This window comes from Leptospira sanjuanensis (assembly GCF_022267375.1).
GTDB lineage: Bacteria > Spirochaetota > Leptospiria > Leptospirales > Leptospiraceae > Leptospira > Leptospira sanjuanensis.
In genome coordinates this window covers 2,979,452-2,999,199 of the sequence record NZ_JAIZBH010000001.1, presented here as the reverse complement: position 1 = coordinate 2,999,199, position 19,748 = coordinate 2,979,452, and the positions used below count along the sequence as shown (strand labels likewise).

At 46.4% G+C, this 19,748-nt stretch carries 21 protein-coding genes; 7 read left to right on the top strand and 14 right to left on the bottom strand.

The window, feature by feature from the left end:
* Positions 1 to 94: 94 nt before the first annotated feature.
* The 10 genes from LFX17_RS13445 to rplU form a co-directional block, all read right to left on the bottom strand.
* Positions 95 to 1,225, bottom strand: coding sequence for a 5-(carboxyamino)imidazole ribonucleotide synthase (locus LFX17_RS13445; RefSeq protein ID WP_238747077.1), 1,131 nt, complete (start codon positions 1,223 to 1,225; stop codon positions 95 to 97).
* The gene (purE, locus tag LFX17_RS13440; RefSeq protein ID WP_238730701.1) at positions 1,222 to 1,710 is read right to left on the bottom strand and encodes a 5-(carboxyamino)imidazole ribonucleotide mutase; all 489 of its coding nucleotides are present in this window, start codon (positions 1,708 to 1,710) and stop codon (positions 1,222 to 1,224) included. The genes LFX17_RS13445 and purE overlap by 4 nt, the downstream gene beginning before the upstream one ends.
* Before the next feature lie 51 nt (positions 1,711 to 1,761).
* The gene (locus LFX17_RS13435) at positions 1,762 to 3,162 is read right to left on the bottom strand and encodes a UDP-N-acetylmuramoyl-tripeptide--D-alanyl-D-alanine ligase (protein WP_238747076.1); all 1,401 of its coding nucleotides are present in this window, start codon (positions 3,160 to 3,162) and stop codon (positions 1,762 to 1,764) included.
* Positions 3,163 to 3,331: 169 nt separating this feature from the next.
* On the bottom strand, positions 3,332 to 3,955 hold the full coding sequence (gene nadD, locus LFX17_RS13430; RefSeq protein ID WP_238747075.1) for a nicotinate (nicotinamide) nucleotide adenylyltransferase: 624 nt from the start codon (positions 3,953 to 3,955) through the stop codon (positions 3,332 to 3,334).
* A gap of 3 nt (positions 3,956 to 3,958) precedes the next feature.
* Entirely contained in the window at positions 3,959 to 5,209 is a 1,251-nt protein-coding gene (locus tag LFX17_RS13425; protein WP_238730698.1) for a glutamate-5-semialdehyde dehydrogenase, read from the bottom strand.
* A complete protein-coding gene (proB, locus tag LFX17_RS13420) occupies positions 5,206 to 6,093 on the bottom strand; it encodes a glutamate 5-kinase (protein ID WP_238730697.1) in 888 nt (295 codons plus the stop codon). The genes LFX17_RS13425 and proB overlap by 4 nt, the downstream gene beginning before the upstream one ends.
* On the bottom strand, positions 6,090 to 7,238 hold the full coding sequence (gene obgE, locus LFX17_RS13415) for a GTPase ObgE (RefSeq protein WP_238747074.1): 1,149 nt from the start codon (positions 7,236 to 7,238) through the stop codon (positions 6,090 to 6,092). Before obgE ends, proB begins: the two co-directional genes overlap by 4 nt.
* Positions 7,239 to 7,357: 119 nt before the next feature.
* Positions 7,358 to 7,612 carry a 50S ribosomal protein L27 gene (gene rpmA, locus LFX17_RS13410; RefSeq protein WP_002629808.1) on the bottom strand — a complete coding sequence of 85 codons (255 nt, stop codon included), beginning with the start codon at positions 7,610 to 7,612 and terminating at the stop codon, positions 7,358 to 7,360.
* Positions 7,602 to 7,928: a ribosomal-processing cysteine protease Prp gene (locus LFX17_RS13405; protein ID WP_238747072.1), complete on the bottom strand. Its 327-nt coding sequence runs from the start codon at positions 7,926 to 7,928 to the stop codon at positions 7,602 to 7,604. Before LFX17_RS13405 ends, rpmA begins: the two co-directional genes overlap by 11 nt.
* Complete coding sequence (gene rplU, locus LFX17_RS13400) at positions 7,925 to 8,239, bottom strand: 50S ribosomal protein L21 (RefSeq protein ID WP_118956292.1); 315 nt, start codon at positions 8,237 to 8,239, stop codon at positions 7,925 to 7,927. Before rplU ends, LFX17_RS13405 begins: the two co-directional genes overlap by 4 nt.
* A 1,013-nt stretch (positions 8,240 to 9,252) precedes the next feature.
* Between rplU and LFX17_RS13395 the strand changes: the two genes are divergently transcribed.
* Positions 9,253 to 9,681, top strand: coding sequence for a hypothetical protein (locus LFX17_RS13395; protein WP_118956294.1), 429 nt, complete (start codon positions 9,253 to 9,255; stop codon positions 9,679 to 9,681).
* A gap of 95 nt (positions 9,682 to 9,776) precedes the next feature.
* Positions 9,777 to 10,760, top strand: a complete 984-nt coding sequence (locus tag LFX17_RS13390; protein ID WP_238747071.1) for a UDP-3-O-acyl-N-acetylglucosamine deacetylase — start codon at positions 9,777 to 9,779, stop codon at positions 10,758 to 10,760.
* A gap of 144 nt (positions 10,761 to 10,904) precedes the next feature.
* Here LFX17_RS13390 and fabG read toward each other — a convergent pair whose 3' ends face one another.
* Both fabG and LFX17_RS13380 read right to left on the bottom strand, forming a co-directional pair.
* The gene (gene fabG / locus LFX17_RS13385; RefSeq protein WP_238730693.1) at positions 10,905 to 11,654 is read right to left on the bottom strand and encodes a 3-oxoacyl-ACP reductase FabG; all 750 of its coding nucleotides are present in this window, start codon (positions 11,652 to 11,654) and stop codon (positions 10,905 to 10,907) included.
* Positions 11,655 to 11,707: 53 nt separating this feature from the next.
* Positions 11,708 to 12,136 (bottom strand): MarR family winged helix-turn-helix transcriptional regulator, encoded by a 429-nt coding sequence (locus LFX17_RS13380; protein WP_238730692.1) that lies wholly within the window; start codon positions 12,134 to 12,136, stop codon positions 11,708 to 11,710.
* A 261-nt stretch (positions 12,137 to 12,397) separates the two neighbouring features.
* Between LFX17_RS13380 and LFX17_RS13375 the strand changes: the two genes are divergently transcribed.
* Positions 12,398 to 14,098: an alpha-glucosidase gene (locus LFX17_RS13375; protein ID WP_238747070.1), complete on the top strand. Its 1,701-nt coding sequence runs from the start codon at positions 12,398 to 12,400 to the stop codon at positions 14,096 to 14,098.
* A 57-nt stretch (positions 14,099 to 14,155) separates the two neighbouring features.
* Here LFX17_RS13375 and LFX17_RS13370 read toward each other — a convergent pair whose 3' ends face one another.
* A complete protein-coding gene (locus LFX17_RS13370) occupies positions 14,156 to 14,950 on the bottom strand; it encodes a dienelactone hydrolase family protein (RefSeq protein WP_238730690.1) in 795 nt (264 codons plus the stop codon).
* Between the two features lie 195 nt (positions 14,951 to 15,145).
* On the opposite strand from LFX17_RS13370, the gene LFX17_RS13365 reads away from it, so the two are divergent.
* Positions 15,146 to 17,059, top strand: coding sequence for a 7TM diverse intracellular signaling domain-containing protein (locus LFX17_RS13365; protein WP_238747069.1), 1,914 nt, complete (start codon positions 15,146 to 15,148; stop codon positions 17,057 to 17,059).
* On the opposite strand, the gene LFX17_RS13360 is transcribed toward LFX17_RS13365, so the two are convergent.
* Positions 17,047 to 17,994 (bottom strand): helix-turn-helix transcriptional regulator, encoded by a 948-nt coding sequence (locus LFX17_RS13360; protein ID WP_238730688.1) that lies wholly within the window; start codon positions 17,992 to 17,994, stop codon positions 17,047 to 17,049. The two genes, LFX17_RS13365 and LFX17_RS13360, sit on opposite strands and share 13 nt — an antisense overlap.
* 145 nt (positions 17,995 to 18,139) lie before the next feature.
* Here LFX17_RS13360 and LFX17_RS13355 point away from each other — a divergent pair, with 145 nt between their 5' ends.
* The 3 genes from LFX17_RS13355 to LFX17_RS13345 all read left to right on the top strand — a co-directional run bounded on the left by LFX17_RS13355 (position 18,140) and on the right by LFX17_RS13345 (position 19,689).
* Positions 18,140 to 19,021 carry an SDR family oxidoreductase gene (locus LFX17_RS13355; RefSeq protein ID WP_238730687.1) on the top strand — a complete coding sequence of 294 codons (882 nt, stop codon included), beginning with the start codon at positions 18,140 to 18,142 and terminating at the stop codon, positions 19,019 to 19,021.
* Entirely contained in the window at positions 19,018 to 19,203 is a 186-nt protein-coding gene (locus LFX17_RS13350; RefSeq protein WP_238747068.1) for a hypothetical protein, read from the top strand. Before LFX17_RS13355 ends, LFX17_RS13350 begins: the two co-directional genes overlap by 4 nt.
* Positions 19,204 to 19,296: 93 nt before the next feature.
* Positions 19,297 to 19,689 (top strand): hypothetical protein, encoded by a 393-nt coding sequence (locus LFX17_RS13345; protein WP_238747067.1) that lies wholly within the window; start codon positions 19,297 to 19,299, stop codon positions 19,687 to 19,689.
* Positions 19,690 to 19,748: the final 59 nt, after the last annotated feature.

Here is a 19,748-nt window from a genome sequence, read left to right as displayed (position 1 = left end):
TTAGGTTATGTTGGTCGAGTGATCGGGGACAAATCTGAAATCGAAAAAGCGGGCCGATGCCTGCCTTCAAAATTCATTCAGAGAATCGTATATTTCAATCCCAGTCTGCAAAAGCGGATTCCGGATTCGGTCCCGAATAATTCCAGTGGCCCATCTTTCTTCCGTCGCGGACTTCCGTTTTTCCGTAAAGGTGGAGGTGATAATGAGGATTTTCTAATGCTCGATTCCAGAGAACGGAGCCGGGTTTGTAATCTTCGCCGAGAATGTTTTTCATAGTGACCGCTTTGACGGGGATGTGCGTCGGCGCGGGAAGATTACAAAGTGTTCTCATCTGAAGAGCAAATTGGGAAAGTGTTCCGCTGTCCTGGCTGAAATGTCCGGAATTATGCGGTCGGGGAGCGAATTCGTTGCAAAGAATTTCCTCTCCCTTGATAAAGAACTCGATTCCGAAGACTCCGACATAATCGATCGTTTCCGCGAGTTTTTTTGCATAAGCGACAAGATTGTCCTCCACGCTTTTCGGAAATTCTCCGGGATGAAAGGTAAGATCGAGAATGTGATTTTTATGAACGTTTCGAGACGGTCGAAAATGGGAAATCGTACCGTCTTCGAATCTCGCTAAGATTACGGAAGCTTCGTCCGTAAACGGAAAAAATTCCTCCACGATATGATTGAATTCTTTGAGATCGGCGAGCGCGGAAATCAATTCTTCCCGAGTTTTGCATTTCACCTGGCCCTTTCCATCGTAACCCATCGTGTTCGTTTTTAAGATGCAGGGGAATTTGACTTTGGGCGGAACCGAACGTTTATCCTCTTCCGTAAACACCGGAAAAAAGTTTACGGTAGGAATTCCGGCCTTTTGGAAGGAAGTTTTTTCTTTCCATCGGTTTTGCGCGATTCGGACGCAGTTCGGAGAAGGATGAACTTTAAGTCCCGTCTGTTTGGAAAAGTTTTCGACAGTGGAAAGTGCAATTTCCGGAATATTCTCGAATTCGAATGTAAGAGCGTCGATCTTGTTTAGGAAATCGGTCAGCGCGGTCACGTCTTCGTATGCTGCTACGAATTCGTTGGCACCCGCACCCGCAGCGGGAGAATTCTTTTCGGGAGAATAAACGGAAACTTCGTATCCGAACGGAATCACTTCCAAGCAGAACATTCTCGCGAGTTGTCCCGCGCCCATGACCCCGAGTTTGGCGCCGGGGAGAAGAACGTTTTCTCCGCTCACAGAAGATCCTTGTTTTTAGAAAGGGCCTCTTCTCGAATTTTGATACGATATTGTTCGAGTTTTTCCGAAAGTTCGGCGCTTTGTAAGGAAAGAATTCTCAGAGCGAGGAGGCCCGCATTCTTAGCACCCGCCGTTCCGATCGCGAGAGTTCCCACCGGAACTCCTCCCGGCATTTGAACGATGGAAAGAAGGCTGTCTAGTCCGTTGAGCGCTTTGCTTTGAACCGGAACTCCCAATACGGGAAGGGTGGTCATCGACGCAACCATACCGGGAAGGTGAGCGGCTCCGCCGGCTCCGGCGATGATTACAGAGTAACCGGCTTGTTTCGCGTTCTTGGAAAATTCCAACATAAGTTCGGGGGATCTGTGAGCCGAAACGATTTCTTTATCGGCCCTCACGCCGAAATCCTTCAGGATCAACTCGGCTTCCTTCATCGTTTCCCAATCGGAATGACTGCCCATGATGATTGCGACTTTTGCGTTCAAGTTGGATTCTCCTTCTGAAACTGTTTCTGTGCGTAAAGAGGTTTGCAAGAACTAAACCGGAAGAGCTTCTACGAAGCGTTCGAGTCGAATTCCTCGGGACGCTTTCGCTAAAACCACGGAACCCTCCGGGACCGAGTCCGTAAAGGTTCGAACGAGTTCCTTCAAACCTTCTTCCGTTTCCGGGAAATGTTCCGCAAACCGCGGCGACGAAGTTCGTTTAACAAATTCGTCCCGTATCAGACGAGCATCGTTTCCAAACGTAAATAGGCCTTTGAGATTCGGAAAGCCCGCGCAGAATTTGCCGAGTTTTTTATGGAATTCGGAGGAATGTTTTCCGAGTTCTTTCATATCGCCTAATACGACGAAGAATTCCTTTTTGTCTGCGAGTTGATCCGCTACTTCCAAGGAAGAAAGCATGGATTCGTAGTTCGCGTTATACGTATCGTTGATTACGTTGTATTTGCCGCTTTGAAAATCGAGTCGCTTATTTGCGGAACGAAACGAGGAGATTCCGTCTTGAATCCATTCGATCGGGGTTCCGATCGCTTCCAAACAGGAAACCGCGACCGCCACGTTCCCCAAAAGTTTTTCTCCGGGTAGATTCCATTCTATCTCTTTGTCTTTGTAATTTAATAAGAATCCGGACGGCCGTTTTTGGAGGACGGAAAACGTCTTCCCCGGTTCCGCAAGGACGAGTTTCCCGCCGTGTTTGCGGAGCTTTCGCTTTAGAACTTTAGAATATTCTCCCGAGCTTGGGTAAAAGAGTTTGCCGCCCTTTGTAAGACCTTCCGCAACTTCCGCTTTGGCCTTTGCGATTCCTTTTTGGCTGCCTAAGAATTCTATATGCGCGGTTCCGATCGTAGTGATAACGGCGTGATCCGGCTTTGCGATCCGGGTTAATCTGGAAATTTCCCCTTTGTGGTTCATACCGAGTTCGCAGACTACGATTCGAGTTCGATCCGTGATCCGGAATAGGGTGAACGGAAGACCGATTTCGTTGTTATAATTTTTTTCCGTGACGACTAATGCTTGTTCGCCGATCGGTTTGAGACAATTCCCTAATAATTCTTTCGTGGTCGTTTTCCCGCTTGAGCCGGTTACGGCAATTACGATCGGATTGTATCTCAGTCTGTGAAATTCCGCCAATCTTCCGAGAGCGATCAACGTGTCCTTTACGGGAATGGACTTGGCTGCCTCTTCTTCCGTAAACCCGTTTCGGATCGGATGATCTTCCTCCACTAAAAAATAGGACGCCCCGTTTGCGACCGCGTCGCGTATAAATTCGTGGCCGTCCCGATTTCCCCGAAGCGGGACAAAGAGGGAACCGGGTTCCGCTTCCGCAGAGGAAGTCGTAATCGTAACAATCTGTGATTCTTTTTGAAACCAAGTCCCGGATCGTAATCCCAAGGCTTTGCGGATCGTTTCGGGGTCGTAGGAGAAGGCTGCCTTCATGAATCCAAATTGTAGGGAGAGAATCTTTTGGAAATTCTAAAATTGAGGTAGGGTGGAGTCGCGTTTATACGACCTGCGTATAAATGGGGAGAAAATCTTTGTATGTCGTAGAAGCGCCGTCGGACCCATCTTTATCGTTCGGTATAATGCAGATGTTTTTATACCAACGCTACGTACGATATAAGCCGTTTTTCTCGATATAAGCTAAAATCTTTTCGGAAATCCGTTCGCGATTCAATGCGGCCGAAGCGGAACCGGACTTAGCAAAAGAAATTCTCAAATCCGTGGAACTTACCGGAATCAAAGGGTTGTTCAAAAAACGAAAACTACCTTGTTCTAAAAGACGGTCGTTGATCGGAATCGTTTCCGAAAAACGACGAAATACGTAAACCTCGCGAACGAGGCGCAAAATTTCCTTCCAATCCTTCCACTGATCAAAGTTCGAATAATTATCCTCTCCGATCAAAAGCACGAACTCCCGATCCGGATAAGAAGACTTCAGTTCCAAGATCGTTTGAATCGTAAAGCTCGGACCGGTTCGTTTGAGTTCTAAGTCCAGGATGCGGATCGTTTCGCCGAATTCGGAGGCGAAAATATGCAACATTTCTAATGTTCTTTCGGGGGAAGCCGTCTTCTCGTTTTTAAGGGGATTTTGCCGATTAGGAATCAGAAAGACCTCCCTACATTCGGGAACTACCCTAAAAAAAGACTTTAGGATTCCTGAATGTCCTATGTGGGGAGGATCGAAACTTCCTCCGAAGATTCCGGTGAGAATTTTGGATTCACCGGACAAGGATTAACCTCGGATTTGTCCGCTTCCGTTGACGTATGTGGTCGTGGTGGTGAGATGCACCAACCCCATCGGTCCTCGAACATGAAGTTTTCCGGTGGAAATTCCGACCTCCGCTCCGAGGCCGAATTCTCCTCCATCGTGAAACCGAGTGGAACAATTCACGAAAAGCGCGGCGGAATCCAACGAACTCGTAAACGTTTTTGCGGCGGTTAGGTCTTCCGTAACGATCGCTTCGGTATGACCCGAGGAAGTTTTTTCGATAAAGGCCAGCGCTTCTTCCAAAGAAGAAACCGTTTTTACGGAAAGTCTCAGATCTAAGAATTCTTCCATGTAGTCCGCTTCGCTTACGGGTTTTCCTTTCGGAAACAAAGATAGAGCGGGTGGATCGAGAAGAAGTTCCACACCTTCTTTTGCAAGAGCTTCTAAGAGTTCTTTGCGGAAGGGATATCCGTTATGAAGAATCAGATTCTCCGTAGCGTTACAAACTCCGGGTCTTTGCACCTTCGAGTTGATTACGATCGGAATCACTTTCCCGGGGTCCGCGTCCTGATCGATGTAAAGATTACAAACGCCTTTGTCGTGTTTGACGACGGGAATTTTGGAATTTTCGCTGACGAAGCGGATCAAACCTTCTCCGCCTCTCGGAACTACGATATCGATCGACGCGGTTTGTTGAAAGAAGGGAAGCATAAACGATCGATCCGTTTTGTCCACGAAAGTCACCGCTCCTGTGTCGATTCCTTCTTTATTTAGAATTTCATGAAATAGTTTTACGAGGATCGCGTTCGAGTGAAACGCTTCGCTTCCTCCTCTAAGAATGCACGCGTTGCCCGATTTAAAGGAAAGCGCACCCACGTCGATTGTGACGTTCGGACGCGATTCGTAGATCACCATTACGACCCCGAGCGGAACCCGTCTCGTAACGAGTTCTAGGCCGTTGGGAAGAGTCAAACCGCGCGTAACTTCTCCCACAGGATCGGGGAGGCTTACGATTTCTCGAACCGCGGAAGCCATCGCTGCGATTCTCTTGTCGTTTAACAAAAGACGGTCCATCAAGGCCGCGGAAAGATTTTTTTCCTTACCGTCTTTGAGATCCCGTTCGTTTGCTGCGAGAATTTCGGATTTTCTTTTTTCCAACAGATCAGCGAGATCCGCGAGAATCTTATTCTTTTTGGAAGAAGGAAGCGCCTTTAAACTTCTGGAAGCTTTTTTCGCGCGTAAACAAAGGTCTTCAACGTATTCGATTTCTTTCATGTATGATTTCCCCCGTTTCCGTTCGCGTTTCTATTCTTACGAATGATTTCCTTTACGTCCTCTTCCGAAAATACCCGGTTTCCGGAAGGAGCGACTAACGTTCCGATTTCGTTTTCGTTCAAAAACTCCCGGATCACGTGCATCTTCTTTCCGTTTAAGATCGCGGTCGGAATTCCGGCTTCGGATAATAAACCCGCCGATTTGAGCTTGGTAAACATGCCGCCGGTTCCGGGACCGCTCGGACCGCCGGCGAGATTCAAATCGTCTTTGGTGATTTTTCCCAAAAAGGATACGACCTTCTCTTCTTTCAAAAATCCGTCCACGCCGGTAAGAATGACGAGAAGATCCGCGCCTACGATCAGACTTACCAAAGCGGAGAGCATATCGTTGTCTCCGAATTTCACCTCTTCGGTCGCAACGGAATCGTTTTCGTTCACGATGGGAAGAATTCCCCATTCCAAAAGCTGAGTGAAGGTGTTCTTTAGATTTTTATAACCTTCTTTAGATTCGAGATCCAAAACTCCGAAAAGAATCTGCGCGATGCTCAGATTCACCTTGGAAAAAAAACTGTCGTATAGATTGACGAGGCGGTTTTGGCCCATGGCGGCTAACGCCTGTTTTTCGGAAAGGGAATCTCCAGAGGAAATGGAAGAGGGGAGTTCGCTTAACAAAAGTCTTCCCCTTGCGATCGCTCCGGAGGAAACGAGGATCACTTTTTTACCGAGATCTCGGAGATGACGGATGTCGCTTACCAATTGAAAGAGAAAGTCGTTCACTTCCGAGGAAGGACCGGACAATCTCGCGGAACCGACCTTGATTACGATCATCTCGGCGGAACGGATTTTTTCCGAAAGGACGGAGCGTTCTAAGATGGATGAATTCATTCTTGGAACTCCTTTTGACTGGAAGAAGGGGAATCTTCGGAAGAATCGTCGAACTCCGCAGTGTTCGCAGAAGAATTCTCCGTGTTCGTATCGTTTCCATCCTCCGTAAAGTTGGCAAGTTTGGAATTTGGATTTAAAACCTTTTCGATTTCGTCTTTAAAAAAGGTTTCGTCCATGGCGATTAAAAGTTCTTCCAAGTTTATTTCCTTTTCCGCGGAGATCGCGATCACCTTGCCGAGATGGGAAACCTTTTGGATTACGTCCTTGGTGAATTCGGGATCGTCCCACACGTCGATTTTGTTCAATACGATCAAGTAAGGGCGTTTGAGAAGTTCCGGATTGTATGTGGAAAGTTCGTTTCTGAGCATCTTTAAATCCTCTTCGATATCCAAAGAGGATGCGTCGAACAGATATAAGATTCCTTTCACTCGTTCGATATGACGAAGAAACGAAAGTCCTAGACCGATTCCCATGCTCGCGCCTTCGATGATGCCCGGAATGTCCGCGATCGTAAAACGGAAGATATCTCCTCTTCGCTTAACAACACCGAGGTTCGGAGAAAGTGTCGTGAACGCGTAACCCGCGATCTTAGGATGGGCGTCCGTGATCTTTGAGATCAGTGTGGATTTGCCTGCGTTTGGAAGACCGACGATCCCGACGTCGGCCAAAAGTTTCAACGAAAGACGTAGAAATTTATATTCTCCCTCTTCTCCGGGTTGCGCGAAGCGGGGAGTTTGATTGGTGGAAGATTTAAAGTGCGTGTTTCCTTTTCCGCCTCGGCCGCCTCGAACGACGACGAATTCCTGCGTGTCGGAAACAAAATCGAAAAGAAGATCGCCCGTTTCTTCGTCGTAAATCTGCGTTCCGAGAGGAACGAAGAGGATCAAGTCTTCTCCCTTTTTGCCGGAACAATTGTCGCCTACTCCGGGAAAACCGGCTTCCGCCTTGAACTTTCTTTTGGAAAGATATTTGTCCAGTGTGTACATGGAAAGATTCGGACGAATGATCACGTTTCCGCCGATTCCTCCGTCTCCGCCGTCGGGACCGCCGAACTCGACGTATTTTTCCCTGCGGAAATGAACGGAACCTGCTCCGCCGTGACCGGCGAACACTTCGATGGCGACTTCGTCTACAAAGGATTCCATGCTTTTAATCGAATATTCTAAATTCTTAAATTACCTAATAAAACAAAAAACCGCAGAGTCCGGACCCAGAAGCGGGCAGGAGACTGCGGTTCATCCGGTTTTTGTTGAAATATAGGGGTTTATTCCGGGTAAACGGAAACCTGCATTTTCAATTTGGATACCATCTCGAACTTTACTTTCCCGTGAACGAGAGCAAAGAGAGTGTGATCCTTTCCGAGACCAACGTTGTTGCCGGGGCGGAACTTTGTTCCTCTTTGGCGAACGAGGATGTTTCCTGCGAGAACGGATTCGCCGCCGAAACGTTTTACGCCGAGTCTCTGGGAATTTGAATCCCGGCCGTTTTTAGAAGATCCACCACCTTTCTTATGTGCCATTTTCAGGTACTCCTATCAGTTCAATTTCTGTCGGATATTGATTCTTGAGGTTTTTTAGCCCGGTAAGAACCAAATCAAAACTAGTTTGTATCAATGCGTCTTGCTCGAGAACCTCGAACCGAAGATATCCGTCGCGGATTTCTGCCGGTTTCACTTTGCCGGATTGGAGGAGGTGCAGATATAAGGTCTGAACCAGAACCGAGACGGCAGAGCAGAGAAGATTCTCGCCTTTTTTTCCAAGAGAAGCGGGAGAATGTCCCTCGCTTTCCAAGGAAAAATAAAATTCTCCTTTGCGAGTGATCCGAATGGCGATCAAACTGCGGAGAGAGAAACGACCTTAACTTTTTGGAGCTGTTGTCTGTGGCCCCAAGCTTTTTGATAATTCTTTCTTCTTTTGTAAACGTAAGCGTGAATTTTGTCACCTTTTACGTCTTCGAGAACTTTTAAGGAAACACGAGCCGTTTTCAGCTCAGGTTGTCCGATATGAACCTTATTGCTGGATTCCGCGAAAAGAAGAACTTTTGCGTCAAAGGATTCACCCGCGTTTTTGCCGGTTTTTTCGGTCAGAAATTCCTGATCCTGGGTTACCTTGTATTGTCTGTTTCCAACTGAAATAATAGCGTACATATCCGTCCGGCCTGTTTTAAGTCGTTTTCAACCAATCTGGTCGACGTCCCCCGACGGTCAAGGGGAAAATCGAAAAACGCTTGTACGGGAAGCGAGGTTTGCCCGTTTGACCGAATTTTGTGGGAACTCATACGCCCAAAACGGAGAATTGTGGTCGTCCACCGTTCTTTCCGGAGAATGTGGGAACTCATACGATCAAATCTGAGGGACGCGGCCGCAATCGATGTTTTTTAGATTTGTAGGAACTCCTTCCTCTTTCTGGGATTCGAGGTTTTTCAGTCGGATCAACATCTGAAGGGAGAATTTCCGGTCAACGGGGGGATGTAAGAGTTCCCACAACCAACAAGAATCATTCCGTTCTTCGGAAGACCTCCTTGGTTCGCGGGAGAATTCTCCCGAAGCAAAGATTTACGATCCGGTTACGCACAGAAATCTCTAAGCCGGAGCCATGCTTAAAATTCTCCTGAGTCGGAACGACCTCTTTCGGAAAAAGGATTTATGAATTGAAAAATGCTTTCCCGATCCGCAGCGCCGAACTTCCGAACTTCAGCAAAATTCGAAGTCGGAACTCACAACGTTATGCGAACTCCCGTTTTGTAACTTGGAATCAACCCTGATAAAACCAAATCGTTTTGTATGCCAAGAATGAAAGCGTTCGCTGGAAGTATATTCATTGGGCAATAAGCTATATTTTGAATTATATATTCTTTATCATATTATAAGATCATTAGATAAATTTATGCGTCATTTTCAAAAAACTGATTTTTGTTTCCGAAAATGATTGAGAAATTGCTGATTCTTTTTTGGCGAAAGGTCGGTTGCGCTGAATGATCGTTCGATGATTTTCTTATAAAAAAAGAAAGAAAGTCCTAAAACGAGGAACAAAACCTAAAAAACGAGCAAAAAATCACTTAGGTAAGAGTTAATCGATCTGATAGATGCATACGATCTTTTTACGCAAAATGAAACAGTAAAAAGATTTTGAATCTAATTCAATTCAACAGGAGATACAAATGGTATCAGGAATTACACTCATCGTGCTCAGCATCCTTGCTGTGCCTTCCCTGCTTTTGGCAAAAAAACCGGACGCAAAAGAATTGCTTGCAAAGATTTCACCTTACCAAGGTTGGATCGGTCTGGTTTTCTGCTTCTGGGGAATCTACGGAATCGTATTCCAAGGACTTCTCGGTCTTGGATGGCTTCCAACTTGGCCGATTTACTGGGTGACTGCACTCGCGGGAAACATCGTTCAAGCGGTTCTCGGATTCATCCTCGGTTTCGGAACGATCTCCACTTACGTTCTTTCTAAAAACGAAGAAGCAAAGAAAAAAGGTGCCGAACTCTTAGCGAAATTGGCTCCGATCCAAGGTAAGTTGGGAATTTTTGGAATTGCAGTAGGGGTTTGGACTATCATCGCGTCCTTCCTTTTCTACGGAGTATAATTCCATTTTTCCGGGTGGGACTCTTCACCCGGAAACATTCCTTCCCGATTAAAGATTGCATTCTTATCAAAAAACGACTTCCTTTGTCGTTTAGAATGCAGGTTCTCACAGATCTCCGAAAAATTTCAGAACTCAAAAAAAGCCGATTTGCAAATCCGTTTCGGTTTCCCGAACATTTTCAAGACTCGAGATTGTCCGTCGATCGAAACGCTTCTTACACGATTCAAAAGCCCTTCGTTATAAACGGAATTTCGACGCTGGAAAACAAGCCGACCCGAATTACCGTAAAACCTTCCGAAGGCTCTTATTCCCGCTTTACTCATTCCGGAAAAAGTTACGAGCTGAATCCGTCTTTTTGTATAAAAGGAAATCATAATATACAACTCGGCGACGTGAAAATCATCGAACATCCGATCGCATTTCAATCCGCGTTCGGATTGTACTTGGATTTCGAATTGGAAGAATCCAGTTTTCCCACGTTCGATCATTGCAACCAGGTTTATTGGGACGGGGTTCTGGAGAATTTGCAAAGGATCGGAGACGTTCCGAAGATCACCGTAACCAAACCGTTCGTCACCCTTTGGGACAAAGGATATTGTATTTTAGAACCCGACGACGGAAGCGGAACCTTGTTTCTAGATCATCAGGTAAGTTATCCGGGAAATACGGTCGGCGACTCGAGAATTCAAACGGAAATGACTCCCGAAATTTTCGCGTATATCGCATCCGCAAGAACCACCGCGTTTCGACCGGGAACCGAAGCGGAGAAGTTCTATCAGATCGGACTAGCTGACGGTTTAAAGGATTATCCGTTCACGCTTGAAAACGTAATTTTGTTAAACGAAGAAAAGATCTTCAACCCGCGGGAAAAGTTCGTCCACGAAGGAAAGAATTACGAATTTATGGCGCACGAGTTGATCGATATTCTTGCTTGGATCCGTTTCGTGGAAGAGGAATACAAAGGAAGATGGATCGGAAAGATGACCACGTTCTTATTCGATCATCACAAACAGATCGACATCGCCCGGTTCGTTTGCGATCGAAAGAGATTCTCCGAGATCGGAATTTCCGTTCTTTGACCTCGGAAGATGTAGTTTGGAATTTCGTTCTTTTGATTCTTCCTTTGCGGGGAGGCGATCGCAGTTTGATTTTCGGCCGCGGCCGCTCTTCGAATTGGAAAAGCGGCTTCTATCGTTCCTTTTGATTTTAGATCGGTCTTTCGTTTAGAAGCCGATCATCATTCCCCCGTCCACACGAAGTGTCGCTCCCGTAATCCAATCTGCTTCCTCCGATGCAAAAAAGTGAATCGCGGAGGAAACGGCTTCTTCCGGATTCCGGTCGATCTTTAGGGGAATCGTATCGAGAATCTTTTCCCGCGCTTCTTTCGGAACGTTTGCGGCAAAGTCGTTGTCGATAAAACCGGAAGCGACGCAGTTGACCGTGACGTTCCGGGAGGCGAGTTCCCTCGCAGAGGATTTCGTCAGAGTCATGAGGCCCGCTTTCGCGGACGAATAATTCGCTTGTCCTCCGTTACCGTAAAACCCGGACACCGAACCGATGTTTATGATTCTTCCATATTCCTGTTTTATCATATACTTTGCCGCGGCTTGTGTTCCGAAAAAAGCGCCTCTGAGATTTACGTCGAAGACTTCGTTCCATTTTTCCTCGCTCATCCGCAAAAGAAGATCGTCCTTTATGATGCCGGCGTTGTTGATCCAAACGTCCAATCTTCCCGTCGTTTGAAACGCAAATTCGGCGAGTTCCTTGACTTGGGCTTTGTCGCGCACGTCGCAGAGTTTTCCGAAAACCTTTCCTTTGCCGATCTGCAAAAGTTCGTGAACGGTTTTTTCCACTTGGATCGGGTCCAAGTCGGAGACGATTACGGTCGCTTCTTTGTTTAAAAAATTCTTTGCCGTGACTTTTCCGATTCCGCGCGCGGAACCGGTGATTACGATCGTTCTATTCCGAAACATACATTCCTCCATTTATTTCGATGTCGAAATAATTTGCAAAAATCGAAACAATTTCACTTTTCAAAATTCGAATGAATTCTTTCCAAAAGACGGATAAAGGTTTCCTTTTCTTCAGGGAGAAGACCTTTGTAGAGTTTTTGAGTCGTCGTTTGCGAAGCGCGTAACACGGCTTCCCGAGTCGATCTTCCCTTGGCCGTCAACACGGCCGTAAAAACCCGTTCGTCGTCGGCGGATTGAATTCGTTTCACGTATTTCAATTCCTCCATCTTGTCCAATAAGGCCGTGACCGTGGAGTTGGTCCGGTCCAACGTCGATGCGAGTTCGCTCATCGTCATTTCTCCCGCGGCTCCAAGAGCGTAAAGAACCCCTCCGTGTGCGGGAACGAGATCCTTGATTCCTTCCTTTTCGAATTCTTTCGTTAGGAATTTTTGGATTCTGTCTCTGGTTCTCGAAAGAAGATGGATTGCGAATTCTTGCTTCATTTATTTCGATGTCGAAATAAATGAAGTTTTCGTCAATCTAAAAATTTTTCATTCTTCCGAAAAAAGCGTTTCTGGTTCCGTTCGAAATTCTCCCTATAGCGTCTCTCTTGTTAAGAGACAGAAGGTCTAATTATCGGGATTTCCGAGAAATATTACGATTGAACGTTCTGACGTTCGCGCGTTTACGTTCGACGATCGTCCGTAATACCGTTTGACAACCTTCATTCTAATATTTTTGATTCCATTAAAGCCCGAAGATCTATGACCGCTAAGAAAAAAACTTTCAAAAAGAAATCATCCGATCAACTCGATAAGTGGTGGCAAAAGACCACGATCTATCAGATTTACCCCCGCTCTTTCGCGGACACCAACGGAGATGGAATCGGAGACATTCCGGGAATTATCTCCAAGTTGGATTATCTTCGCGATCTGGGTTTTGAAACGATCTGGGTTTCTCCGATGTATAAAAGTCCGCAGATGGATCACGGGTACGACGTTAGCGACTATTACTCGATGGCTCCCGAATACGGAACCGTTCAGGATGCGGAAAAGCTAATAAAGGAAGTTCACAAGCGGGGAATGAAGATCGTGTTCGATATGGTGATGAATCATACTTCCGATGAACACGATTGGTTTAAGGAATCCCGTTCAAGCCGCGACAATCCGAAACGGGATTGGTATATCTGGAGGGACGGAAAAGGGAAGAATAAACCGCCGAACAACTGGAGCTCGTTCGTCACTCCCAAGGCTTGGAACTACGATAAGAAAACGGATCAATGGTATCTCGCGAGCTTTTTGGATTTTCAACCCGACCTGAATTACTACAATCCTCAAGTCAAAAAGGCGATGTTCGACGTTCTACGTTTTTGGCTGAAGAAGGGCGTGGACGGCTTTCGTCTCGATATCTTTCACGCGATCTATAAAGACAGACATTTTCGGGACAATCCGTTTCGGTTTAAATACATCGTTTCGGAAAACGATCACGACGGTTATTTTCAAAGCCGCGTTTATACGGTAAATCATCCGAATAACTTCGAATTTGCGAAAGAGCTCCGTTCCGTTTTGGAAGAATTCAACGGGGATCGTTTTTCGGTCGGAGAGGTCGCGGGCGACGATCATATCATCAAACGATACTTAGGTGAAAAGAGGGACGGTCTCAACCTCATCTTTATGTTCGAAACGCTTCTATTGAAATTTAAGACGACTTTTTTCAAAGGTATCATCAAAAAAATGGAAGAGGTTTATCCGTATCCGTACATTCCGACCTACGTTTTCGGGAATCACGATCAAAGACGCTACATGCGCAAGATCAACAACAACCTCGAAAAAGGAAAGCTTGTCGCTTTGTTTCAGTTTACCGCCAGAGGTGTTCCCGTTACTTATTACGGGGAAGAGATCGGAATGACGAACGAAACGATCAAACTTACGGAGGCGCAGGATCCACTTGCGAGAATCTATCGCTGGTTGGGAGATACTCTTTCCGAATTTTTAGGTTTGGCGGATATCATCATTCGGGACCGCGCCCGCTCCCCCATGCAGTGGGACGATTCGCCAAACGCCGGCTTTACGACGAAAAAGGCAAAACCTTGGATTCGCGTTCACGGAAATTACAAGGAACGGAATGTTTTAGTCGAATCGGAGGACAGGGATTCCCTTTTGAATACGTACAAAGGAATTCTTCATTTAAGAAATAAAAGCGACGCGCTGCGGGAAGGAAGACTGACCTTGATCGAGGAGAACGTTCCCAAAGACATGCTCGTGTATCTCCGGGAATTCGGCGCCGAACGAAAGCTGATCGTTTTAAATTTCGGTAAAAAGCCGAGATTCTTTTCCAATCCGACCGATTGCAGAAAGTATTTCTTTTCCACGACCCCGTTTGACCACAACGAATTCGATCAATTCAAGATTCCGGGTTGTTCGGGGATCGTATTAGGAAACGAGTATATTCGGAAAAAGCAATGAACTCCTTGTAAGAGGACGGCCGTTGGGGCTCGTCCTCGGGGAAGCGGTGGTTCGGCGTTAGTCTCTGGATTTTCGGAAGGTTTCCGCAAAGAAGGTCAATAACTCGTTCCAAGAACGTTTGTCCGCCTTTGCGTTGTAAGCCGCTCCTTTTGAATTGTCGTTGCCCGCGTCCTTGATCGTGAACGAATGGACCGCTCCTCCGTAGGAAACGAATTGCCAGTCGATCTTTGCGTTTCGCATCTCTTCCTGAAACGCTTCCACTTCCTCTTTTTTGACGAACGGATCGTCCGCTCCGTGTAGAGCCAGTATTTTTCCTTTAATATTTTTCGCGTCGTCCGGATTCGGCGTCGCAAGTCCTCCGTGAAAACTGACCGTTCCCGAAACCGGCGCCCCGCTTCTCGCGAGTTCCAAAGCGACCGTTCCTCCGAAACAGTAGCCGATGGCCGCGATGTTTTGAACGTCGACTTCCGGCTGAGCTTTCAGAGTTTCAAAAGCCGCGAGAATTCTCGCGCGCATGAGTTTACGATCTTGTTTATAAGAATTCGCTAATTTAGCCGCTTCTTCCATTCCCTTCGGTTTCACGCCCTTTCCGTAGATGTCCACCGCGAGAGCCACGTATCCAAGTCCTGCGAGTTTATCCGCGCGCATCTTCGAATTCTCGCCGATTCCCATCCAATCGTGAACTACCAACACGCCGGGAACTTTCTTTTTCGCGTCGAGATCGGGATACGCGATGTATCCTTCCAAGGTCGTTTCTCCTTCCTGGTAGACGATGTTTTTGGATGTAGTTTTTGCCGCGAGAGAAACGGAGAATAAATGAATGACCGCTAATAGAGCGAACGCTTTTTTCATGCTGAATACCTCGATTTTGGAATACAGTATTTTCGTAAAAATACAAGCCTTTCCCTTTGTTCCGAATAAATTACGGAAATTTAAAGCGAAATCGGATCGAAAACCGTAGGATATATCTTGAAATTTTTTTACGTCGAACGAGGATACGTTCTTTTCCGTCGCTGCCGTCTTCGATCGGCGGATATAAGGCAAGATATGAAGCAGAAATTTCCGTTCTTATTCGCGTTGGGAATTCTTTTTTTTTCGATTTTCTTCGTTCGTTGTTCCAATCCGATTTCCACAAAACTTGCACCTCACGCGGAGAAAGGCGTTTTGGATTTGCGAGAATGGAATTTCGATACGGACGGAATCGTTAAATTGGACGGCGAATGGTCCTTTGTCTGGAAGGAACTAAGTCTTTCCAAACCGGAATCGAAGTCGACCGATTCGAAATCGTACTTCGTATCCGTTCCGGATAACTGGAACTCGTATTCGGAGATTCCGGATACGAATTCCTTATCGGTCTACGGATACGGCACTTTCACTTTGAAAGTTTTGTTAAGCGAAGATCAAAATCCTCTTTCGATCCGATTTCAGGATGTCGGCACTGCGGGGGCGCTTTGGGTGGACGGCGTAAAGCTGATTCGAAGCGGGGTCGTCGGAACGGACGAAAACACGTCCAGACCTCAGTATCTTCCACGTTATGCGGAGTTTAAGCCGGGCGGAAAGGAAATTCTGATTCAAGTGGAAGTGTCGAACTTTCATCACTTTAAGGGCGGAATTTGGGAAACGATCCGACTCGGAAGTAAAAAAGATATTTCCGGTTACAGAGAGGACCGATGGACCACCGAAATGTTCCTGTTCGGAAGCATTGCGATCATGGCCCTTTATCATTTCGGTTTATTTTCTTTGAGAAGAAAAGACAAATCGAGTTTATACTTCGGACTTTTTTGTTTCGTAATCGTGATCCGTTTGCTGATGACAGGTGAACGATTCATTCTTCAAAAGTTTCCGGAGATTCCCTGGGAGTTGGGAAGCAAGGTGGAATATCTTTCCTTTTATCTGGCTTGGCCGATCTTTCAGAAATATATGGATACGATTTTTCCGGAAGACATGAGTCCGATCGTTTGGAAGATCAGCGCGGCCGTAGTCGGCGTATTTTCGCTCGTAATTCTTTTCTTTCCGACCAAGATTTTCGCGCTCACTCTCATTCCTTATCAACTCGTTCTTCTGGTTTATACGCTGCTTTTTTTCTTTTGGCTCGGAAGATTCATCTATCGAAAGAGGGACGGAGCGATCATAGCGAGTTTGGGAGCGCTCGCATTGATTGCGGCCGCCGTCAACGACATTCTTCAGAGTCAAACGATGGTCAGCACGGGATATTATCTTCCTCTCGGATTGTTCACGTTTATCTTTGCGCAATCCTACATGCTTTCTCTGAAGTTTTCCGCGGCCTTCGTATCGATCGAGAATCTTTCTGCCGACTTGAAGGCGACGAACCGGTCCTATAGCCGTTTTGTTCCTTTGGAATTTCTGAATTTTTTAGGAAAAAAGAATATTACGGAAATTGAATTAGGTGATCAAACGCAAAGGGAGATGACGATTCTTTTTTCGGACATCCGTTCCTTTACGGAACTTTCCGAAAAAATGACTCCGAAGGATAACTTCGATTTCTTGAATTCGTATATGGGAAGAATGGGGCCCATCATTCGCAAACACGGCGGTTTTGTGGATAAATATCTCGGAGACGGGATCATGGCGCTTTTTCCGGATTCGCCGGACAACGCTCTCGAAGCCGCGCTCGAAATGAAACAGGAATTGGATCGTCACAATCAGAGCCGATTGGAAAGAAATTACGAACCCATTCGAATCGGAATCGGAATACATACGGGAGTTTTGATGTTGGGTACGATCGGAGAAGCGGAACGAATGGACGGAACGGTGATTTCGGACGCGGTCAATCTCGCCTCCCGGATCGAAGGCCTTACGAAAAAATACGGAGTCGACATTCTTCTTTCGGACGATAGTTTCCGTAAGATTAGAAATCGTGTTAAATACGCCTTTAAGGAATTGGGAAAAGTCTCCGTGAAAGGTAAGGAAAATTTGGTGGGCGTGTATCAGGTCGAATAAGCCATCGACAATTTTTCGGCTTGGGAAAGAATTTCCTTTTTGAGTTCTTTCGGTTCGATCAGAATCGCGGAATCTCCCAGGCCGAGGATATGATGGAGCGCGAGTTCCTTGGTTTCGAGATCGGCCTTCACTTCGATCCAATCCTTGTTTATAGTTGAATATTCTAATATTCTACCGTACGAAATCATTCTGAAAAATTCGAATCGATCCGTTCGTACTTTGAGCCGGATCGGGTAGGTGGGAAGTTTGGAAAAGAAGTTGCGTGTGCTTTCCTGCCAGTATTTTTCGAGATCGAATTTTTTCGGTCGTTCGAAGGAATCCCCGAGTTTCGCTTCCAAAATTCTGGAAATGCGGAACGTCCTGAATTCTTTTCCGTATTTTGCGGCGAGATACCAGGTTTTTCCTTTTGCCACAAGTCCCAAAGGAAGAATGATTCTCTTTTTGGATTCCTCGTCCGATCGATACCGGAGAATCACTTTCTTTTCCTGCCAGACCGCTTCTTGAATCAAAGGCAAAAACGGAAACTCTTCTTCGGCGCAGCCCCAGCCCGCACCGTCGATGTGAATTCTTTGTCGAACCATCTCCGCTTCCTTTTGATACGCGGGGGGAAGCGAAGCCATGAATTTCATGAAGGCGGAGTCAAAATCTTTTTTCTTCCCGAGATCCGAAGCGATGCGTGTGGAGCTCGTCAAAATCATCGAAAAGATTTCTTCCTTTTTCATTCCGGTCAGATTGGTTCTATATCCTTCGGACAATTCCCAACCGCCTTTGGAACCGCGTTCCGCAAAAACGGGAACGCCCGAGGCGCTCAACGCTTCCATGTCCCTGTGTATCGTTCTTTCCGAAACTTCCAATTTTTTCGCTAAGTCACGGGATGAAATTCTCCCTTTGGCTTGGAGTTGGAGAAGAATGGAGAGCAATCGGTCGGCGCGCATATTTCAATCTTATTCCGGATACATGACAACAAATGACATATATAATTCTTCGGATCGTAACCGAAACCGATTTTTTTCGGATGGAAAAAAGATCCTTCGGAATATATGACAGAGTTTGTCAAATTGCCCGTGTTAAGATAGGCTCATGAAACCGAAAAGTTTGGAAGGCAAGGTCGCGCTTGTCGCCGGAGCCACAAGAGGCGCGGGTCGCGGAATCGCGATCGCATTGGGAGAAGCGGGTGCGACCGTTTACGTCACGGGTCGAAGCGTTCGAGGAAATCGTTCCGAGATGAATCGAAAGGAAACGATCGAAGAAACCGCGGAGCAAATCAACGGCTCGGGAGGAAAGGCGATCTGGGTGCGCACGGATCATACGAAACCCGAGGAAGTAAAATCACTGATCGAAAAAATCGATCGGGAACAAGGGAAGCTCGACATTCTTATCAACGACGTTTGGGGCGGCGATCCTTACATTCAATGGGAGAAAAAATTTTGGGAACATTCTCTGGAGAACGGTCTAAAGGTGCAACGGACTTGTATAGATTCCCATCTGATCACCAATTATTTCGCGGCTCCTCTGATGATTCGAAACGCTTCCGGTCTCGTGGTCGAGATCACGGACGGAACGGATTATCGGTATCGAGGGAACGTATATTATACTTTGGTTAAGTCTTCCGTAATCAATCTTGCTCGTTCCCTTTCGGAGGAATTAAAACCGCACGGAATCGCCGTCGTCGCGATCACTCCCGGTTTTTTGAGATCGGAGGCGATGCTCGATTATTTCGGGGTCGGAGAATCGAATTGGAGGGACGCCGTTCTAAAAGAGCCGCATTTTATCGCTTCGGAAACTCCCGCTTACATCGGCCGAGCGGTCGCATGTTTGGCCGCGGACGAGAACGTGTTTTCCAAAACGGGAACGGCTACGAGCTCTTGGCGACTTTCGGATGAATACGATTTCGAGGACAAGGACGGCACAAGACCGCACTGGGGCAGATATTTTAAGGAGAAATTCGGAGAAGATATATGAAAACTAAATTGTTAAGCGAACTCGACTCGAACGAAATGCAGGTGAGCATCGGAACGCTCAGTATGATTTCCAGACTGCTGTTCCCTTCTTCTTTGCTCAGCGCTTACAAAGCGGATCAGGAAATCGATCCTCAGGACGGGGAAAACGGCGATTTGGAATTGAAAAAACCGGTGAATTTTTAATTCGATCGGTTTTCTTTTTCAAATTCGAGATTGAAGACTTTTATTACGGACGATACGGTGCCGTAATTCTTACGCATATATAGGAGATCCACGGTGAAACAATATTTAATTCGAATTTTTGCATACGGTTTTTTAGTTTGGCTGATCCCGTTTATGGTCGCGATTCCGTTCCATACGCCCGACGGACAGCTACTGACCGATATTTTTTTGTTTAAGTCGGTGATGATCCTCGTGGGAAATCTCACGGGTTGTATTTTGATCGCCGCTCTTGCTTTGAAAATTACGGGAAAGAAATTTTCGATTCTTTTGACGACCGGTTTGATATGGCTTGCGATCAACTGGGGTCTTGATTTCCTGATTCTGATTCCTATGTCGAAGATGAGTGTGGGCGATTATTTCATTAAAATCGGTCTCGGTTATTTGACGATGGTGATCATTCCGTCTGCGGTCGGTTACGTCGCGGATCGATCGACAAACGTGAATTAGACGAATCGTAACCGATTATCGTTCGGAAGCGCTTGCGTAAAACGGATTGTTAAAGAGCG

Coding starts and splice junctions, on each gene's coding strand:
- LFX17_RS13435 (WP_238747076.1), bottom strand. CDS start 3,162: ATGAAGGCAGCCTTCTCCTACGACCCCGAAACGATCCGCAAAGCCTTG.
- LFX17_RS13425 (WP_238730698.1), bottom strand. CDS start 5,209: ATGAAAGAAATCGAATACGTTGAAGACCTTTGTTTACGCGCGAAAAAA.
- proB (WP_238730697.1), bottom strand. CDS start 6,093: ATGAATTCATCCATCTTAGAACGCTCCGTCCTTTCGGAAAAAATCCGT.
- obgE (WP_238747074.1), bottom strand. CDS start 7,238: ATGGAATCCTTTGTAGACGAAGTCGCCATCGAAGTGTTCGCCGGTCAC.
- rpmA (WP_002629808.1), bottom strand. CDS start 7,612: ATGGCACATAAGAAAGGTGGTGGATCTTCTAAAAACGGCCGGGATTCA.
- rplU (WP_118956292.1), bottom strand. CDS start 8,239: ATGTACGCTATTATTTCAGTTGGAAACAGACAATACAAGGTAACCCAG.
- LFX17_RS13395 (WP_118956294.1), top strand. CDS start 9,253: ATGGTATCAGGAATTACACTCATCGTGCTCAGCATCCTTGCTGTGCCT.
- LFX17_RS13390 (WP_238747071.1), top strand. CDS start 9,777: ATGCAGGTTCTCACAGATCTCCGAAAAATTTCAGAACTCAAAAAAAGC.
- fabG (WP_238730693.1), bottom strand. CDS start 11,654: ATGTTTCGGAATAGAACGATCGTAATCACCGGTTCCGCGCGCGGAATC.
- LFX17_RS13380 (WP_238730692.1), bottom strand. CDS start 12,136: ATGAAGCAAGAATTCGCAATCCATCTTCTTTCGAGAACCAGAGACAGA.
- LFX17_RS13375 (WP_238747070.1), top strand. CDS start 12,398: ATGACCGCTAAGAAAAAAACTTTCAAAAAGAAATCATCCGATCAACTC.
- LFX17_RS13370 (WP_238730690.1), bottom strand. CDS start 14,950: ATGAAAAAAGCGTTCGCTCTATTAGCGGTCATTCATTTATTCTCCGTT.
- LFX17_RS13365 (WP_238747069.1), top strand. CDS start 15,146: ATGAAGCAGAAATTTCCGTTCTTATTCGCGTTGGGAATTCTTTTTTTT.
- LFX17_RS13360 (WP_238730688.1), bottom strand. CDS start 17,994: ATGCGCGCCGACCGATTGCTCTCCATTCTTCTCCAACTCCAAGCCAAA.
- LFX17_RS13355 (WP_238730687.1), top strand. CDS start 18,140: ATGAAACCGAAAAGTTTGGAAGGCAAGGTCGCGCTTGTCGCCGGAGCC.
- LFX17_RS13350 (WP_238747068.1), top strand. CDS start 19,018: ATGAAAACTAAATTGTTAAGCGAACTCGACTCGAACGAAATGCAGGTG.